Source organism: Azoarcus taiwanensis (assembly GCF_012910885.1).
In the GTDB taxonomy this organism is placed as follows: Bacteria; Pseudomonadota; Gammaproteobacteria; order Burkholderiales; family Rhodocyclaceae; genus Azoarcus_F; species Azoarcus_F taiwanensis.
On record NZ_WTVM01000036.1, the window covers coordinates 16,288 to 32,756 of the forward strand.

A 16,469-nucleotide genomic window follows, 5' to 3' on the forward strand; every position below is an offset into this window, starting at 1 on the left:
CAGCTTGGCGCCGTGGAGGCGAAACGACATGACTCAAGACAACGCGAACTCGGTGACAGTCGGCGGCGAGCCCCTGGTTAGCGCGGCCCGCTTCAACATCAAGCCGCTGATGGCGGCCTACATGACCTGCACCATGGCCATGATGGCGTTCGTGTCCCTGATCGGCCCGATCGCGCGATCGCTGCATTTGGCCCCCTGGCAGGCCGGCGCGGTGGTCACCGTGGGAGGCGTGTTGTGGATGCTGCTGTCGCGGCCCTGGGGAGCGTTGAGTGATCGGCGTGGGCGGCGAACGGTTCTCCTTGCGGGAGTGGGCGGCTTCATGCTCGCCTACTGGGCCATGTGCATCCTGCTGATCGTATCGTTGCGGGTGCTGCCTGCGGCGGGTCTGGTGTTTGCCGGGCTGCTCGTCAGCCGCGGGGCTGTCGGTGCGTTCTTCGCCGCGATCCCGGCGGCGGGCCAGGCGCTGGTGGCCGATCACGTCGCTCCCGGTGAGCGCGCCGGTGCCATGGCTTCGCTTGGCGCGGCCAATGGCGTTGGACTGGTCGTGGGGCCGGCACTCGCTGCCGCGCTGGCCCAGTATGGCCTGGGTTTGCCGCTCTACGTGACGGCCGCATTGCCCTTGCTGGCGATCGGCATCCTGTGGCGCCTGCTGCCGCGCAATGAGCGGATATCCGGCACGGCTTCGGCTGCTCTGGGCCTGGGCGATGCACGGCTGCGCCGGCCGATGATCGTCGCCTTCGCCGCCATGTTCAGTGTCGCGATCGGTCAGATCACGGTGGGGTTCTTTGCCATCGATCGGCTGCAGTTGGAGCCTGAACCAGCCGCCCGAGCCGCAGGGCTGGCACTGACTCTGGTCGGAGTCGGCCTGATCGTCGCCCAGTTGATCGTGCGCAAGCTGCACTGGTCGCCGCAACGGCTGATCCGTATCGGCGCCCTGGTCAGTGCGGCTGGCTTCGGTGCGGTTTCTCTGGTGTCGACGCAATGGGCATTGATGGTGTGCTTCTTCTTTGCGGCCGCCGGCATGGGCTGGGTGTTTCCGGCCTTCTCGGCGATGGCCGCGAATGCGGTGCAGCCTCACGAACAGGGCGCGGCCGCTGGGTCGGTGGGCGCTGCCCAAGGGCTGGGGATCGTGCTCGGGCCGTTGGCGGGCAGTCTGTTGTACGAGCTTGGCCCTGGAATTCCCTATTTGCTGGTTGGTGGTCTGCTGGTACTGGTTGCACTGTTGACGTCGGGCGGTTCCTTGCGCAGGTGACTCCGTGGAATACTGGCTCCAGGTATCACGGTCAGCATGCTGCACCCCTATCCCATGAATTGAGATGTCAACAGAAGATCAGAAGCCATTGACGATGGCCAGCCTGCCACAGAAAAGCCTTGAATTATTTGATCGAGCTTGGAGCGCAAATTGGGCCTTGAGGCTCGTGTGTCTCGTATTGTTTCTGGATATGGCAATGATGCTGCGTACGGATCGAGGGCTGTGGCAATGGTCTCCAGGCGACATGGCGCTGCTGAGCGATGTCGGTTGGGTTGCGCTCGTCATCGTCATTTTCAGTCTGGCTGTCGCCATCGTCATTCCTGCTGTACTGGTCGTGCTCCGTCAGATTGGCGCGCATCTCGTGTATTGGCTTTCGTCGCTTGTCCCAGCAGAGCGGTCCCATCAGCTTCCCTATCAGCGTCCGCTGGGGTATGCGCCTGCGCATGCCCTGCGTGATCTCGCCTTGCGCGAGAAAGATGAATTCCTGTACCGACGTTACGAAGAACACCTTCAATCGAAGGACGCAGCGAATGTCACCAAGCAACAGGTGGGGGAATTTACTGCCGCCGCCATGCTGATGTCGCTGCTGGATTGGCTCGTGTCTGCTTGGGTGCCCGCCCGCGTTGGATTGATACCGGCGATCTATGGCCACATGGGCGAATGGGGTTCCATCGTCGTCGCGATGGTCATCTTCTGTGCTGGCGCCATCCTGAAGTGGGCGTGGTTCGCCCCCTGGGAGCCGGATCTGATCTATTACCCGCCATTGGATCTGGCTTTGCGGGACAAGGAACGTGACGCACGGGAATGCGGGAAAGGCCACTGATCGAATTGATGATCGGCTCCTTTACACGAGACGCAGATAGGGGTTGTTCGGCGGGACTTCATCGAACAGGCATTGCGGCTCCTTGATCAAGTAGCCATGCAGGCGCCTGGTCTTGCGTGGCCCGGTGACTTCGCAGGTCCAGATGTTCAGGCCGTTGGCCTGCTTGCGATGCAGTTGCAGCTTCTCGAAACGCTTCTGCACCCATTGCCAGTCGTCAATGTTCTCTTGCCGGGCCAGTGCTGCGATGTGCGGGTGCTCCTGGGCGTAGCGCTGGAACACGCCAGGGCTGACGAGATAGACGGTGCGATCGACGGTATGCACCAGCGCCTTGGCGTCGTTGATGATCAGCCGGCGGGCGCTGACGCCAGCCCGCAACCACGCCATGAACTGCGTGCCGGAGGGCCTGCCGTCGGACGCTGTGTCCGGTGTCGGCTCGGTGGGCTGTCCGGATGTGCCCGCCTGCTGCGGGGGCGAGGCTTTGGCTGCTGTGTGCGTGGCGCTGGCCGGCAATTCGCTGGCCGACGCAGCGTCGGCGCCAAACATCGACAGCAGGTCGGCAACGGGATCGGCCATCGCTGGTGAGGGCGTTTCAAGGGACGGCTGCGCTGCGATGGCCGCAAATGCCGGTGCAGGTGAAGACGTATCCTCATGCATGGTGCCGCGCACATCCTCCGCAGGCGCAATGTCTTCGACCGTCACCGTGCCGGCAAAGGGCGCGGGTCGCTCTCCGGCCTCCCAGATCAGCGCGGGCGACAGGCGCAGGAAAGTGAAGCTGTGGCTCCAGCCCGTGTCACTGGCGACGGTCGCCTTCCAGATGGCCTTGCCATCCTGGGTCGGCAGCGCGATACCGTGGTCCTGCAATACCGTGAAGACGGCGGTGTTGTTCGACGGAATGCCGTCGATGCCCTGGGACAGCAGGTGAGCGCGGAGTTTGTCGGAGACCGTCTTGCTGACAAGCCACAGGGCATCCTCGGTGAGCCAGCCATCGGAGGCTTCGGGCTGGTTCAGCTTCAACTGTTCCTTGAGCAGGTAGCGCAGCCCGTCCAGCAGTTTGCGCTGCAGCGCGTGCCTGGGCGCGGCCAGGGCACGGGCCGGATCGCCGCCCAGTTCCTGGGCCACGGAAGCCCGGTCGGCTTGCACGACAAGTTCGCCCAGCACGCCCGCATGCTCGTACTGTCCGGCCAGGACATAAAGCAGTGGTGCCCACAGGGACGGATAACCGCTGAGCCAGTCCAGGACATCGCGATCGAGCAGTTGCCGGTAGAGCAAACCTGTCGCGGCGCTGTGCAGGCGGTACTCGCGATCGTCGCGGTAGCGGAAGCGGTACGGCTGGCGCAGAGGGCCGTGCCAGGGGTGCCAGATCGAGCCGTCGACCAGTTCGACGTGCAGATCGACGGCGAGCTTGCCGATGTCGTGCAGCAAGGCCGCGTAGGCGACGGCGGCAGTCCAGGCTTCGGACTGTGCTGCCTGATCCTCGGGGCTGGCGCCAATGGGCAATAGATGGGACTGCCGCAGCTTGAGCGCATAGGCGACGATTTCCAGGCCGTGGTCGAGCATGCCGCCTGGGTAGGCATGGTGGTGCGCCTCGGAGGCCGGGAAGACCTGGACCAACTCCGCGTAGCGTTCGAGGGGGGCGCGGTACAGGGTGGCGAACTGCTTGCGCGACAGAGATGTGCGCTGCCAGATGTGTTCCAGCAGCTTCTGCCGGCGTGGTGTCGCCAAGAGCGACGCGGCCGACTGCGGCAGTGTCAACCCTTTCGAGGGGGAAGTGGCCGGTGCTGGCGGCGGAGCGGCAGTAGCCGGGGGCCGCTTTCGCTGGAACAGGGAGAGCATGCGGGTGTCCTGGTGACGGGCCGGCCGGGAGGCCTTTTGGCCTTTTCGGGTAGGGCCTTTCCCCTTGCGCCCCGTTCCCTTGCCATTTCAGCCCTTTGACCGTTACAGCCTTTGGATATAGAGCGGCGAGCATTGATCGTCCACAACCAATCCGGGGTTCAACAAGGCCGGATTGATGCGGGAAGGCTCACTATTGCCGTCCTACGATGGAGGTACATGGTTGAACGCTGAAGAGCCCAATGAAACCTCATATGGACGAAGTAAGGAAGTTTCCTTACAATGCAGGCATTGCTATCAGGAGAGCCGCCATGCCTGCCATTCACGAAGTTGCCACGCTGACATCCAAGGGGCAGATCACGCTCCCCAAGTCCATCCGCCAGGCGCTTGGTGCCGATACCGGCAGCAAGCTCGCGTTCGAGCTTCGAGGCAGTGAAGTGGTCGTGACCCGCGCCGATGCGGAGCACGAGGACCCGGCCATTGCCGCGTTCCTGGCCTTGCTGGCACGCGACATTGAAGCAGGCCGGAATGTTCGCGGTCTGCCCGAGGATCTGGCTCGCACGATGCTGGAGCACGCGGGCCACAAGGTGGACCTGGGCGATGATTTCGATGAGGACGTGGAAATCTGATGCAACAGCATGGCTGGACACTGCTGTTCCACGACAACCTGATCGAGCAGATGATGAAGCTGCGCGCGGCTGTGTTGCGCGCCCAAGAGAATGATCCGGACGGGTTCGGGTCCAATGCCAACGTCAAGTTCTTCCGGGCCTTGGTCCAGTTGATACAAGACGTGGTGCCGAGTGATCCGGCACGCGACGAATACCGTCAGGGCAATACCATGGGACCGGACTATCGGCACTGGCGGCGGGCCAAGCTCGGAAGGCGCTACCGGCTGTTCTTCCGGTACGACTCCAAGGCGAAGGTTATCGTGTATGCCTGGGTGAACGACGAGCAGACTTTGCGCTCATCGGGTAGCAAGTCGGACCCCTACGCAGTGTTCGAGAAAATGCTCGGACGTGGAAATCCGCCAGACGACTGGAGCGCATTGGTCGAGGCAAGCAAACCGGATTGGAGCAAACTGGAATAGGCATTCCTCATGTAGCAGGAGACGACCATGAACACCACGACCCGCACCAGCACCGCAGAACGCCTCGGCCGCGCCATTGGCCGGGGATGGCGTGCCTACGTACGCGGCGAGCGCCGGGTGTCGAACTGGCTGGTCTCGAAGGGCGTGCCGCGTGCTGGCGGCGCTGCGCTGCTGTGGGCTACCAAGCTGATCGCGGTGGCGCTGCTGTTCTACGTTGCCTCGTGGATAGCGGTTTTGTTCCTGCTTGGTATTGTTGCGGCATGGCTGGGGGGTAATTCGGCCGACCATGACGACCGCTGGACACAACAGGATGAACTGCGCAACGGCGAGGCGGGCTTCGGTCTGTATTCATCCGGCGGCCACCGGATCGACCCTCATGATCCGAACGATCCTTTCAACGACTGAGTTTCGATCAGCGCATCACAAGGCTTTGCCGGCCACCTTGTTCACTCCTGAGCCTGCGCCGTCCCGGGCTTCCTTGGAGCCGACAGTCAGGTTCTGTGCGATAACCCCGGCTTTAATCCCCACCCATCCCAGGGACGCAACCCAGAACGTCGGCAAAACCAGGAACATGGTCCCCATGACGAAGTTCAGCAGCATGTCGCCGAAGGCGTTGTTCAGCCCCACCAGCGGATCGAAATTGCTGTGCGGCCGGTTCCAGCCCCAACCCCATCCATAGAGCGCATCCAGGATGGTGCTATCGATCCAGCGTGCGAGCTGGAACCAGAAATCGACGAAGAACAGCGCAAACTGCACGACGCTGACGGTGACGACCGTCTTCAGGTCGTAGGTGCCCACGACCAGTACCAGCGGGATGCAGATCACGAGTGCCATCTTGAGCAGCGCCAGCACCATCGGTAGCGCCTGCCGCACCACGTCCATTGCCGGGAAAGCCGCGATACCCCCGACGGCCATCCCCACGTCGCCAGCCGCGCGCGTCACGATGTTCGGCAAGGTCTTGTCGATCTGGCCACCATAGTCCGTATAGACGCTGCCACGATTGAGCTTCTGCTGCCGCGGCGACGCGATCGCACGGATCACCGAATCGTCCACTTCGGTGCGGCTCAGGAAACCCGCCCAGCCCGCCAGCCGCGTGAGCAGGGTCGGGTCCACCTGGCCCAGCAGCCGTGCCCGCAGGCCGTTGCTGGCGTCAGCCCACCATTGCCGGCAGGTCGGGTAGCCGCCGCCGCTGGCCACCTGCGCAAGCCCTGCGTCGCGGGTGCTGTCGTAGGGCCAGTCGTCGCGCGGCATGCTAGAGCGATAGCTGTCGTAATAGCCCGCCGTGTCGGTGAAGAAGCGTGAGCCGATCCAGGTCACGTCGTGCATCTGTTCCTCATCAAGGTTCGGCCGCTGCATGAACAGCTTCGCACGGGCAGGGCCGTAGCAATCATGCGAGAAATCCGCGACCTCTTGAGCCAGCACGGGATCGTCGATGCGCGTGGCGTCGATCTCCATGCGCATCTGCCGCTGATCGGTGCCGCAGGGAATCGCCGCCACCGACGCCCCGGTGACCGCGCGCGATAGCGTGTGCATGAAAGCCCACCAGACCGGCACCTTCGCCGACTGGTTGTTGAGGGTGGAGAACGACTGCGACCAGCCCGTGTCGGTCGGCTGCGGCACGTTGACCTGGCACTGGGCCGAGCGCGAGCTGTCGTACTGGATGGTGTTGAGATCCACATCGATGAACGGGATGCCAGCGAACATCACCACCACGATGGCGACAAAGACCCGGTTCTCGATGCGGGCTGCCGAAAGCACACCCTTGTTGCCCTCGTCCGCACCTTCCGAGCGGGCCTTGAGCCACTCCTGCACGATGATCGCCACGAAAGGCAGCGCGAAGACGCCGCTGGACACCAACACGGCCCAGATGCCGTTATGGACGATCCACGAAACCAGCGTCAGGTAGTACTCCAGGTAGTCGGTTGTGAAGAGCGTCATGGCCCGAATCCCCCCTCAGCCCTGCATCCACTGGCTGGCTTCCAGCGCCACGATGGCCACGACGCCCGCGATTTCGCTGCGCATCAGGTGCCGCCGTGCCTGCACACCTGCGCCTTCCTGGTCTTCGCGCGCCAGCAGCCGGCGGCGCATCCAGACCCAGCCATAGGCCGTCGCCCCGTACAGGCACAGCCGCCAGATGAAGAAGTACCCTGCGGCGGCGGCCAGCCAACGCTCCCAGCCCGCCACGCTGCCGACCAGGTAGATGCCGGCGATGTTGGCCCCCACCGCGGCGACGACGATGATCACCGTCCACAGCAGCGTCTTCGCCGCGCGCCGGCTGAACAGCCAGCGCAAGGGGCGCCAGCTCATGCGCACCGCGCTCATGGCCGGCCTCCCGGATTGCCCTTCTGCAACTGGTCGAGGCGGTTGGGCACCGGGTCGCCTTCGTAGATGCCGCGTGAGCCGGCCGCACGCGTTCCGTGGCGCTGGATGATAGCCATGGGTGAGTTGTTCGCCAGCTCGCGGCGCAGTTCCAGCTCGGTCTTGAGGTTGCGGATCTCCCGGTCGAGCGTGTCGCTCTCGTGGTTCACGGCCTCGACCGCCAACTTGTTGGCCGCGACATTGGGCTCCTTCTTGCCAGTCAGCAGCGTGCGCTGGAGTAGCAACGCCTTCTCCAGCACCGACGCCAACGCCACTTCGGATGCAAGGCGCCGCGCCAGCAGGTCCCGGTCCGGCTCGTCGCGCAGCGCCTCGATGACCCCGCGCGTGATCGGCAGCGATGCGCTGCCGGCCTGGCGCAGGTTCTCCGGCGTGGTGTTCTTGGCCTTGGTGATCAGCTCTTGCAGCGCCTGCAGCTTGGCGTCGTATTCCTCCTGGATCAGCGGCGTCAAGCCCACCCCGGGCACCGTCTCGGTCTTTGTGCAGGCCTCACACGTGCGCTGCTCTTTCTCGCCCAGCACCCGCGTGGCCCATTCGACGGCCTGCTGCGGCGAGGTCCATGTCTGGCAGGACAGGCTGGCGCAACTGGCAGTGGAGATGGCTGATGTATCGGTCACGCCGCGGCCGTTGACCAGGTTGTAGCCCGCACGGGTCACGTCACCGACGATCCTGATCGCGGCCTGGCCGGAACCGCCGGCATTGCTGCCCCCGACCCAGGGCACGCCGTCGTTGCCCCGGCGGCTTTCAGCCTGCTCGATGGCTGACACCGCGTCCGTGCTCGACACCGCATCGCGCAACGCCAGACCTTCGGCCATCTGGCTCCAGCCGAGCTGGCCCCCAGCGGCATCGGCCATCCGCTCGGCCATGGCGCGGCATGTCAGCTTGGAACGGTCGAAATCCAGCCGCGCTTGCAGCACGCCATTTGTAAGAAGATTATACAAACCGGGATCGGCTCGCTGGATGATCAGCGCAGGCAATGACGCCACGGCGCTGGTCGCGTTCTGGATCACGTTGCTCATGATCTGCTGGAAGCCGTTCGTGATGCCGTTGAGCTGGTTGCGTAGGGTGGTCTGGATGCTCATGTCGCCGCAGATCAGGTTGCTGTTCCAGCCCACACCGACACCGATCGAGCGCATGCCAGCAGCACGCCCCATGGAGACCGCGCTGCCACCGCCGATGGAATACATGACGTCATCGCCGATGACGGTGCCGCTGTTCTGGAATCCCACCTGTGCCCAGGCCACGCCACAACCCAAGGCAAGCGCCGCAGCCAGTGCTGCAGGACGCACCATGCAGTATGCCGAGTTGCAGATATTCGTCGATGCTGAACGCCTCATCGCCGCACCCTCATAGGAAATCGACACTGCCGAGGAACACTTGGCCCCTGCGCTCGCAGCAGGCATAGGGCCGCCACAGCGCCCACGCGTAATCACCTTGCTGGGCCTGGGTCAGGAAGCCGCTGCGCGGGAATACCGTGCAGGACGAAGACAGGACAGGGGTAAGTTCCTGCCACTTGCCGGTCGAGGCATCGCCCTCCATCAGAGCACCCGCAGGCCAGTAGCCGTCGCGGGAAGTGGCGAGCAAAGGCTGGTAGACGTGCAATTGGCCGCGCCGCGTGACAACATCGCCCGCACGCTGGGCCACCACGGCACCGGCCTTGTGGTCATCGGGCTGGTGCAGGAAACCGCCACGCGGGTAGACGGCTCCCCACAGGTTCAGGGTCGTGCGCGCGCCGATCTCGCGCATGCCGGGGATCAACGCCTCCGGGTAAGCCATCTCGGGGACGTTGTAGCGCCAGGCCAGCGTGTCCAGAGTGCTGAGCAGGTACGGCATGAACGCCGTGCCCGCACCCGCGCAGAAGTAGCCCGAGGACGAGACGAACCGGTTGAACACTTCGGCGCCGGGGTGGCCGATGACGTCGGCGTTCTTGAAGCGTGCGAGATTGTTTTCGTGACCTTCGTTGGTCGTACCGTCGCCGCCGGCCTCGGCCGTTGGGCTGGGCATGCTCATGGCCCGCACTTCGACCCAGGGGTTCGCGCCCGTGTTCGAGTAGGACGAAACGACGGCGTCGGGGATGTAGTGGCGCACCTTCACGGACGTGCGCACCGTGCAGCCGCCCCAGGTGCAGTACAGCCAATAGCAAATCCCCACGACCCGGTATTCCAGGCAGTCCGGCGACATAACGGACGAAACGATGGTGGCGGTGTTCAGGGCATAGCTGCCCGTGGCGCTGAGCAGCAGCACGGAGGCGACAGCGGCTCGCGCGCGCCGCAGCAGACTGAATGGGCGGTTCATGGCGCTGCCCTCCGGTGCTGTTCGATGCGCGCGATGGCGCGGGCCACGTCCGCCTCGCCGTAAACCACGTAGCGCTGATCCACCACGACGGCCGGAATGGTGGTGATGCCCAGGCTCCAGGCGTCGGCAACGCCCTGGTAAGCGGATGCGATGCGGCGCTGGAGGTCAGCCCCCCCTTGGTTCAGCCGACCCTTGACGATGGCCGTCGCCTGCTCGGCATTGGCGGGCAGTTGCGCGGACAGCTCGGCTTCGATAAGGGACGCTTCGTCCAGCTCGATCAACCGCTCGCCGCCCATGGTCTTGACCGGATGGTGGCTATCGGTGACCACCACCACATCGGCGGCGTAGCTTGCCGGGCTGAAGACCGCCAGCGACGCCGGTAGTGCAACGGCCAGACCGAGGGTTCGCCAGCCTGATGCGAATCTGGAAAAGGATGCCGACATGTCGCATGCCCTGAGAGTTGATCAGGGCCATAGTCAACCGCCGAACCCGATCCGGCCCCAACAAACAATCCGCACCGCGAGCTACCCGCATACCTGCTTGCCGGGCCGAAAGGAACGCGGGAGCCGAAGCTCCCGCTGTGGATGACAAGAACGGCGAGGAAGCATCGCTACAGCAGACCAGACTCCGCGAAGGAATACGGCTTGCCACGGCCGATGACGATGTGGTCCAGCACGCGCACATCGATGAGCGCCAGAGAAGCTTGCAGCCTCTGGGTCAGTGCGCAGTCCGCGCTCGATGGTTTGGTGGAACCCGAGGGATGCTGGTGCGCGAAAACGACCGCTGCGGCATTCAGGTCCAGCGCACGGCGCACGATGGTGCGCGGATGCACGGTGGCCGAATCGATCGTGCCTCTGAACAAGGGTTCGCAGGCCAGCACTTGGTGCTGCGTGTTCATGAAGACAACGACGAACAGCTCGTCGGGCTCGGCGACCAGTTTCAGGCGCAGATAGTCTCGAACCGCAGAGGGGTTGTTGAGGCTGGGCTCGACTGTGAACACCCGCTTCTCCAGCAGCGCGATGGCTTTCCGGATGATCCGGTCCTCATGCGGGGCGGTGATGACGGGAAGAGACTCCACGCAGGAGCCGTTGGCGACGAAAGACATGGCGAACCTCCAGAGGGTGAGAACGGAGGACGCCTCCTGGGGAGGGCAAGCCCTCCTGGGGATGGGAACAGCGAGACAAGGTGCATCCACCACCGCCACAGCGGTGATTGTTCGCAGCCAGGATGCGAAGCGAACGGGTCGCGGTCAGCGCAGAGGACTGCGCCGTAGCCTTGAAGACCAGGGCTACCTGGGCATGTCGCCGAGGACGTCGGCAGGCATCTCGGTGATGGGAGCGACAGCGGGTTCTTCGCTGGCCAGCATGTCCATGGCCGACAGCAAGGCATCGCCTTCGACCGGGCCTTGCAGCAGGATGGTCTTGCCGGTCCGGCGATCCTGCAACCGCAGCGATGGCGTGGCAGTCACACCGCTTTTCATGGCCTCGGCGGCCTGTGCCTGGATGACGGCGTCGGGCCGCCCGCTTGCCACGCACTGTTCGATGGTCGGCGTGAGATCGGGGTAGCGTGCGTCATGATCGGCCAGCGGGAGATGGTTCCAGCGCAGGTCGATGTCCGGGTTTTCGGCCACCCAGCGCTTGAGCACCGGGTAGTAGGCGCGGCAGAACGGGCATTCGAGGTCGGCATGGAAGGTCAGCGCGAAGCGCCCGTCTGGATTGCCCCGTCGCCAAGGCGGGCCAGCCACCTGACGGGGTTCGCCAGGCGTCGAGGGCGATGGTTCCGACACGCCAGGCGACCAGGCCATGAAGACGATCAGCAATGACGCGGCCAGCCCCGCGACAAGAAACCATGACCTGCGTGGCCACCAGCGCCGGGGGAACGTCTGCAACTCGATCGGGGTGGAGGAACGTTTCGGCTTCATGGCGTGCTCCGGCAGCTATTGCGGCAAATCCAGTGCGGGCGACTCGATGCCACGCGCCTGATCAATCTTCTGGGCCACCTTGAAAGCCGCTTCAAGTTCGGTGCAGTGGTGTCTCTGCATGAGCTGGTAGCGTTCGGCCTTCTCCTCGGGTTCGGTCTGCGCCAATGCCAGGTAGAGACTCGGCGGCACCGCCCTGAAGAGCACCTCCATCGACTTGGACAGAATCACGCCTTCGGTGAACTTCCCGGCTTCCTTGCGTGCCGACAGCATCAGCGCCTTCTGCGCAGGCGTTAGCTCGCGAAAGCGCGCGATCTTCTCGACCTCATCGGGTGGCATTGAAAGGCATACCCACCATTCGATCATAGATAGCATGGGTTCCGCGGCGCGCGGCAGGTCGTCAATGTTCTGCGTGGCGAGCCAGAACCAGGCCCCCAACTTGCGCCACATCTTGGTGATCTTGACCACGTAGGGCGCGAGCAGCGGATTTTTTGTGATGATGTGACCTTCGTCGGTCACATTGATGATTGGGCGGCCAAGGTATTGATCGCGTTCGGCGATGTTGTTGACGGTGCTGATGAGCGAGATGTAGGCGATCGACAACTGCGCGTTGTAGCCCTCACGGGCGTAGGTCGCCAGATCGACCAGGGTGATGTCAGCCTCCGGCCACGGGGTGCCAGGCCGATCGAACATCTCGCCGTCGCTGCCTTGGCAGAACATATCCATCGCGTCCGCCATCTCCAGCAGTCGCACGCGTCGCATTTCGGGCAGCGTGGGGTCCTGGCCGCGAGTGCGCAGCGCATCGCGCACATCGCGCGTGAGCACCGTGCGGCTCTCGCCGCCTTCGCCGTGGCAGCGCTGAGCCGCTTCGAGGATGCACTGGCGGATCAGCGAGCGGTCGGCCCGCGTCATGCGAGCTTCTTCCTTCTCTTCGCCGCCGGTGATCATCAGCCGCGCGGTGATCTCCAGTTCGCCCAGAACGTCGCGCTGCTCGTCCGCCTCGGCGGCTGCAGCTTGCGGTGGTTGGTCGTCATCCAGCGCGTCGGCGTCGAGCGTCTGCACGGCGCTGGGCGTTTCGATCAGCCGGCGTGCGTCCGCGAACGGCGCCAGGGTGATGCCCGAGCCGGGCGCCAGCTTGACGCGGTTGACCGTGAGGCCGAGCTTGCGGGCGAATTCGCTGAACAAGCCGAAGCTGTTCCCGGCTTCGACAATGAAGAGGCGTGGCCGGTAGATCGCCGTAACCTGGTTGAGCAGGTTGTTGAGCGTGGCGGACTTGCCCGAGCCGGTCGGGCCGAACAGGAACAGGTGGGCATTCATCTGCCGATCCAGCCTGTTCAGCGGATCGAAGGTAATCGTTCCGCCACCGCGATTGAACATCGTGATGCCGGGATGCCCTGTACCCTGGGCGCGCCCCCACACCGGCGACAGGTTCGCGACGTGCTGCGCGAACATCAATTGCGTGTACCACTTGCGCCGATCCTGGCCGGGGTTGTAGCAGCACGGCAACCAGCGCAGATAGCTGTTGAGCGGAGCCACTTCGTCGTCTTCGCGCACCGGCTGCAGGCCGGCGTTGAGCATGACGGTGGCCAGGTCCAGACCCCGCCGGTCCAACTCGGCTTCGTCGCGCCCTCGCAGGTAAAACGCCAGCGTGCCGCGATAGAGCTTGTGGGCGCTGCCGATGAGCGATCGGGCCTCCTGCACGTCCCTGAGCGTCTGCTCGGACGCCAGGGTTTCGCCCACGGCCTTCTTCGCCAGGTGGTTCAGATCCGATTCGAGAACGTCCTGCGGCGTGACGACCATCGTCAGGGACATCACCGTGTCTTCCGGCATCTGATCGAACAGCGTGTTGATGGCATCGCCCTTGCGGGTTTCGCCGGTCAGGTGGCCGGTGCCGGGCGGCATGCGCAGCCGGTCTGTGACCAGCACCCGGTGCGGCATACCGTCGAAGTGCCAGGTTCCGTGCGCCACGTCGGAGCGCGGCTGGCTGAAGAACAGCCTCTGGCTGAAGTCCCGTCCGCTCGCCAGTTCGATCTCGTCGGCTTCCGTTTCCTCAGGGTAGCCCGCCAATGCGTAGAAGCGCTCCCGGGCTTCCGCTCCAGGGCCGAGTAGCGTAGGACGGGGATTGAACCAGCGCAGCAGCCAGTCGTGCACATCGGCAGCATCCATGCGCCGCGCCTGGATGCCGGCGTTCGCCAGGCCGCCGCACAGACGGTCGCACACAATGCTCAGCATTTGCTCCGGTGTTTGGCCGCGTCGGCTGGCCTGGCCGGCGGCGCGGCGGTAGACCACCATCCGCACCCGCCGCGTCTGGCCGCGCCAGCGCAGGCGCGTGACCACCGTGTCCTCGAACAGGCCGCCAGGCTTGGCCACTGCGCGCAAGTGATGACTGAAGAAGCGCAGGTAAAACTCCGTGAACGCCGTGCCACGGGCGCGCGGCTGCACGTAGTCGCGCAGGGTCTGCATGTAGTGGTCGAAGCTGGGCTCGTCCTGGGCATACAACTGCACGACCCAGGGATTGTCATCCAGCTCGTCGAAGCTGTCCTGGAGCGCGTTCTCCAGCGCATCGCGAGCCTGCGCCAGCCAGGCCGGCTCGCGGCCCTCGGTGCCCAGCGGCACCAGCTCGAAGAAGGCGGCGACGGACTGGCCGTCTTCCAGCAGCATGGATTTCGACTCAGGAAGGAACTCGACCCAGGGCAGCAGTTCGACAAAGGACGGCGCGACGTCATACAACGCCTGCTCTTCAGCCACGGTCGCTGGCTTGCGCCCCTGAACCGCCGTGCCAGGCTCGGGAATACCCGCCTGCCGCAAGGCTTCGACATGGCGCTGCCAGCCATCGGCCTGTTCGTCGTCCCCGGTGCTGACAGCGGCGAGCTTGAGCCATGGGAGTTTCACGCGCATCAGTAGTCCTCCACGCGCTCGCCCGGCATGGCGTACTGCACGCGCTGGTACAGGGGGAAGACGGTCGTATAGCCCGGCACCGGAACGGGGTCGGTGCCAGCCAGGTGCGGATACACGTACATCACCAGGTCGGGGTTCGGCAGGCGCAGGAACTGGCGGTGGATCTCGTTGCGTGCGGTGCGCGTGTAACGCATCTGCTCGGCTGGTGCGGCCTGCACATCCGCATCGGTGAGCGGCCGGCGCAGGCTCTGGCGCGCATCGAGCAACTGGCGGCGCGCCACCTGGCCCGCACCGCCGATAGCGCCGTCCCCGGCGTTCTGGTTCCAGATGTCCATCATCGTGTTATCGCCGTGTGGCAGCAGCTTTTCCTTGCTGGTGGCGCAGCCGCCGAGCAGCGCAACGGCCACGACCAGCGCGAGTGTCTTAGTCAAGTTCGAGAGCATGGCTTTCTCCTGCGCGGTGATCGACCTTGCGGCCTTCGGGATCGAAGTCGATGGCGAGTGGTTTTTCGAGATGGACGGCGACCTTGGCGCCGGGCTGCACATAGACGGCGGCGAACGCCTGGCCATACAACTTGTTGACCCAATCGGCCATGTCGCGCACACCACCGGCCAGAATGCGGCCCATGGCCTCATTGCCCGAGATGCCAACGCTGCCGATGGAGCCGTCGGCACCCACATAGGACATCTGGCCGCTGTCGCTGTCGATCAAAGAGGCCACGCCGGCACCGGCCGCGGTGATCAGGGCCTGCGAGCCGAGGTACTGCTGGGCGTTGCTGCGCCGCTCGCCGCTGACGCACGGAATGCCGTAGGGATCGCTGATCCAGCCCAGCCCCCCGGTTTGGGAGTTCTGCTGCTGACTGTTCTGCTGGTTGCCGTTGCCGTCATCGGGGATGGTGCGAATCGTCCCGTCGTGGAAGACGAAGGTGATGCTGCGCACCTGGCCGCGCACGCAAGAAAGCGTCCAGTCGCCGGAGGCGGTGCCGGAAAACACCGCGCCGGCGACGTCGGGGATGTCGATGCCGTTTGCGGTGAGGTTGTCCGGGCCGACCAGCACTTTGAACGGATACGGATCGTTCACGGTGCCGTCTACAGGCACGCGACCGATGAGGGCCGTCATCGCCACGGATCCCATCAGCGTGGAGTTCGTCGGCACGGTATAGACAGGCGTGGCACTCTTGACCCCGGCAGCCCGCGCCCCGGCATTGACCACGGTCTCTGCCGTGGTTTCCAGCGTGCGTTGCGCAGGCCCGAAGCTGGTCGGGAAGCTCAAGCCGCCGTTGGCGCCTGAGCGACCCTCGGCCTTCTTTGCGTCGTCCGGCTCCACCCAGCGCACGCCACCCTCCATGCCGGCCTCATCGCCATCGCGTAAACCGAGACCGACCGGCAGGTCGGCATGGCCGCCATCGCGCCCGCCGATGCTGTCCAGGCGGCGCTGCAGGTCGGCCAGCAGCCCCTCGGTCTGCTGGCGCGCACTGGCGGCTTGTTCCTGGTCACGGCGCAGGTTGGCGCGTTCGGCCTCCAGCGCCGAATTGATGCGCTGGTCGATCGCGTTCTCGCGCTGGCGCAGGCGCTGGTTTTCTTCTCGCTGGGACTTGTTGTCCGAGAGCGCGGTCTGAAGCTCGGTGCGTAACTGCTTCACTTGGGCCACGAGCGTCGCCACGGTGTCGCGCGGGGTATCGCCCTCGATGCCCAGCGCCTTCATCTCCTCTGGCGTGAGCTGGCTTCCCGCAACGGCCTGCGACGGCGCCGAGGAACTGCCGCCCGAGAACAGACGGATGCCGACGAACAGCACCACCAGGGCCACGGGGATCATCAACCACTTCAGAAGTCCGTTACTGCGCATGGCCGGCCTCCTTGCTGTCCTCGCTGCCCTCGACAGCCCGGGCCTCTGTTTCCGGCTGTGGCAGATGTGCAGCCGGGTCGAAGCGGTGGATCGCCGGCAGCAGCGATTGCGCCAGGCCACGGCCGCGCGTCACCAGGTAAAGGAC

16 protein-coding genes are annotated in these 16,469 nt (G+C 64.8%); 5 read left to right on the top strand and 11 right to left on the bottom strand.

The genetic code is table 11. From position 1 onward, the window contains the following. Positions 1 to 28: 28 nt before the first annotated feature. Positions 29 to 1,252 (top strand): MFS transporter, encoded by a 1,224-nt coding sequence (locus GPA21_RS07855; protein WP_168987654.1) that lies wholly within the window; start codon positions 29 to 31, stop codon positions 1,250 to 1,252. 64 nt (positions 1,253 to 1,316) lie between these two features. Further along, a complete protein-coding gene (locus tag GPA21_RS07860; protein ID WP_168987655.1) occupies positions 1,317 to 2,075 on the top strand; it encodes a hypothetical protein in 759 nt (252 codons plus the stop codon). Positions 2,076 to 2,096: 21 nt separating this feature from the next. Here the strand turns inward: GPA21_RS07860 and mobH are convergent, their stop codons facing one another. Continuing rightward, positions 2,097 to 3,908: a MobH family relaxase gene (mobH, locus tag GPA21_RS07865; protein WP_168987656.1), complete on the bottom strand. Its 1,812-nt coding sequence runs from the start codon at positions 3,906 to 3,908 to the stop codon at positions 2,097 to 2,099. Positions 3,909 to 4,216: 308 nt separating this feature from the next. On the opposite strand from mobH, the gene GPA21_RS07870 reads away from it, so the two are divergent. The 3 genes from GPA21_RS07870 to GPA21_RS07880 are packed head-to-tail and all read left to right on the top strand — an operon-like array spanning position 4,217 to position 5,397. Beyond that, a complete protein-coding gene (locus GPA21_RS07870; protein WP_168987657.1) occupies positions 4,217 to 4,534 on the top strand; it encodes a type II toxin-antitoxin system PrlF family antitoxin in 318 nt (105 codons plus the stop codon). Then, on the top strand, positions 4,534 to 4,992 hold the full coding sequence (locus tag GPA21_RS07875) for a type II toxin-antitoxin system YhaV family toxin (RefSeq protein WP_168987658.1): 459 nt from the start codon (positions 4,534 to 4,536) through the stop codon (positions 4,990 to 4,992). Before GPA21_RS07870 ends, GPA21_RS07875 begins: the two co-directional genes overlap by 1 nt. Before the next feature lie 27 nt (positions 4,993 to 5,019). After that, the gene (locus GPA21_RS07880) at positions 5,020 to 5,397 is read left to right on the top strand and encodes a DUF3742 family protein (protein ID WP_168987659.1); all 378 of its coding nucleotides are present in this window, start codon (positions 5,020 to 5,022) and stop codon (positions 5,395 to 5,397) included. A 15-nt stretch (positions 5,398 to 5,412) separates the two neighbouring features. On the opposite strand, the gene GPA21_RS07885 is transcribed toward GPA21_RS07880, so the two are convergent. From GPA21_RS07885 to GPA21_RS07930, 10 genes are all read right to left on the bottom strand, one after another. After that, positions 5,413 to 6,930 (bottom strand): conjugal transfer protein TraG N-terminal domain-containing protein, encoded by a 1,518-nt coding sequence (locus GPA21_RS07885; protein WP_168987660.1) that lies wholly within the window; start codon positions 6,928 to 6,930, stop codon positions 5,413 to 5,415. A gap of 15 nt (positions 6,931 to 6,945) precedes the next feature. After that, a complete protein-coding gene (locus tag GPA21_RS07890; RefSeq protein ID WP_168987661.1) occupies positions 6,946 to 7,314 on the bottom strand; it encodes a hypothetical protein in 369 nt (122 codons plus the stop codon). Beyond that, positions 7,311 to 8,660, bottom strand: coding sequence for an integrating conjugative element protein (locus GPA21_RS07895; protein WP_425483693.1), 1,350 nt, complete (start codon positions 8,658 to 8,660; stop codon positions 7,311 to 7,313). The genes GPA21_RS07890 and GPA21_RS07895 overlap by 4 nt, the downstream gene beginning before the upstream one ends. 55 nt (positions 8,661 to 8,715) lie before the next feature. After that, positions 8,716 to 9,663, bottom strand: a complete 948-nt coding sequence (locus GPA21_RS07900) for a TIGR03756 family integrating conjugative element protein (RefSeq protein WP_168987662.1) — start codon at positions 9,661 to 9,663, stop codon at positions 8,716 to 8,718. After that, positions 9,660 to 10,106, bottom strand: coding sequence for a TIGR03757 family integrating conjugative element protein (locus GPA21_RS07905; RefSeq protein WP_168987663.1), 447 nt, complete (start codon positions 10,104 to 10,106; stop codon positions 9,660 to 9,662). Before GPA21_RS07905 ends, GPA21_RS07900 begins: the two co-directional genes overlap by 4 nt. Before the next feature lie 167 nt (positions 10,107 to 10,273). Next, positions 10,274 to 10,768: a RadC family protein gene (gene radC, locus GPA21_RS07910; RefSeq protein WP_168987664.1), complete on the bottom strand. Its 495-nt coding sequence runs from the start codon at positions 10,766 to 10,768 to the stop codon at positions 10,274 to 10,276. 183 nt (positions 10,769 to 10,951) lie between these two features. Next, on the bottom strand, positions 10,952 to 11,584 hold the full coding sequence (locus GPA21_RS07915; RefSeq protein WP_168987665.1) for a DsbA family protein: 633 nt from the start codon (positions 11,582 to 11,584) through the stop codon (positions 10,952 to 10,954). A gap of 15 nt (positions 11,585 to 11,599) precedes the next feature. Next, positions 11,600 to 14,479: a conjugative transfer ATPase gene (locus GPA21_RS07920; RefSeq protein ID WP_168987666.1), complete on the bottom strand. Its 2,880-nt coding sequence runs from the start codon at positions 14,477 to 14,479 to the stop codon at positions 11,600 to 11,602. Further along, positions 14,479 to 14,922, bottom strand: a complete 444-nt coding sequence (locus tag GPA21_RS07925; RefSeq protein WP_024067910.1) for a TIGR03751 family conjugal transfer lipoprotein — start codon at positions 14,920 to 14,922, stop codon at positions 14,479 to 14,481. Before GPA21_RS07925 ends, GPA21_RS07920 begins: the two co-directional genes overlap by 1 nt. After that, positions 14,903 to 16,324, bottom strand: a complete 1,422-nt coding sequence (locus GPA21_RS07930; protein WP_024067909.1) for a TIGR03752 family integrating conjugative element protein — start codon at positions 16,322 to 16,324, stop codon at positions 14,903 to 14,905. Before GPA21_RS07930 ends, GPA21_RS07925 begins: the two co-directional genes overlap by 20 nt. Between the last annotated feature and the right edge of the window lie 145 nt (positions 16,325 to 16,469).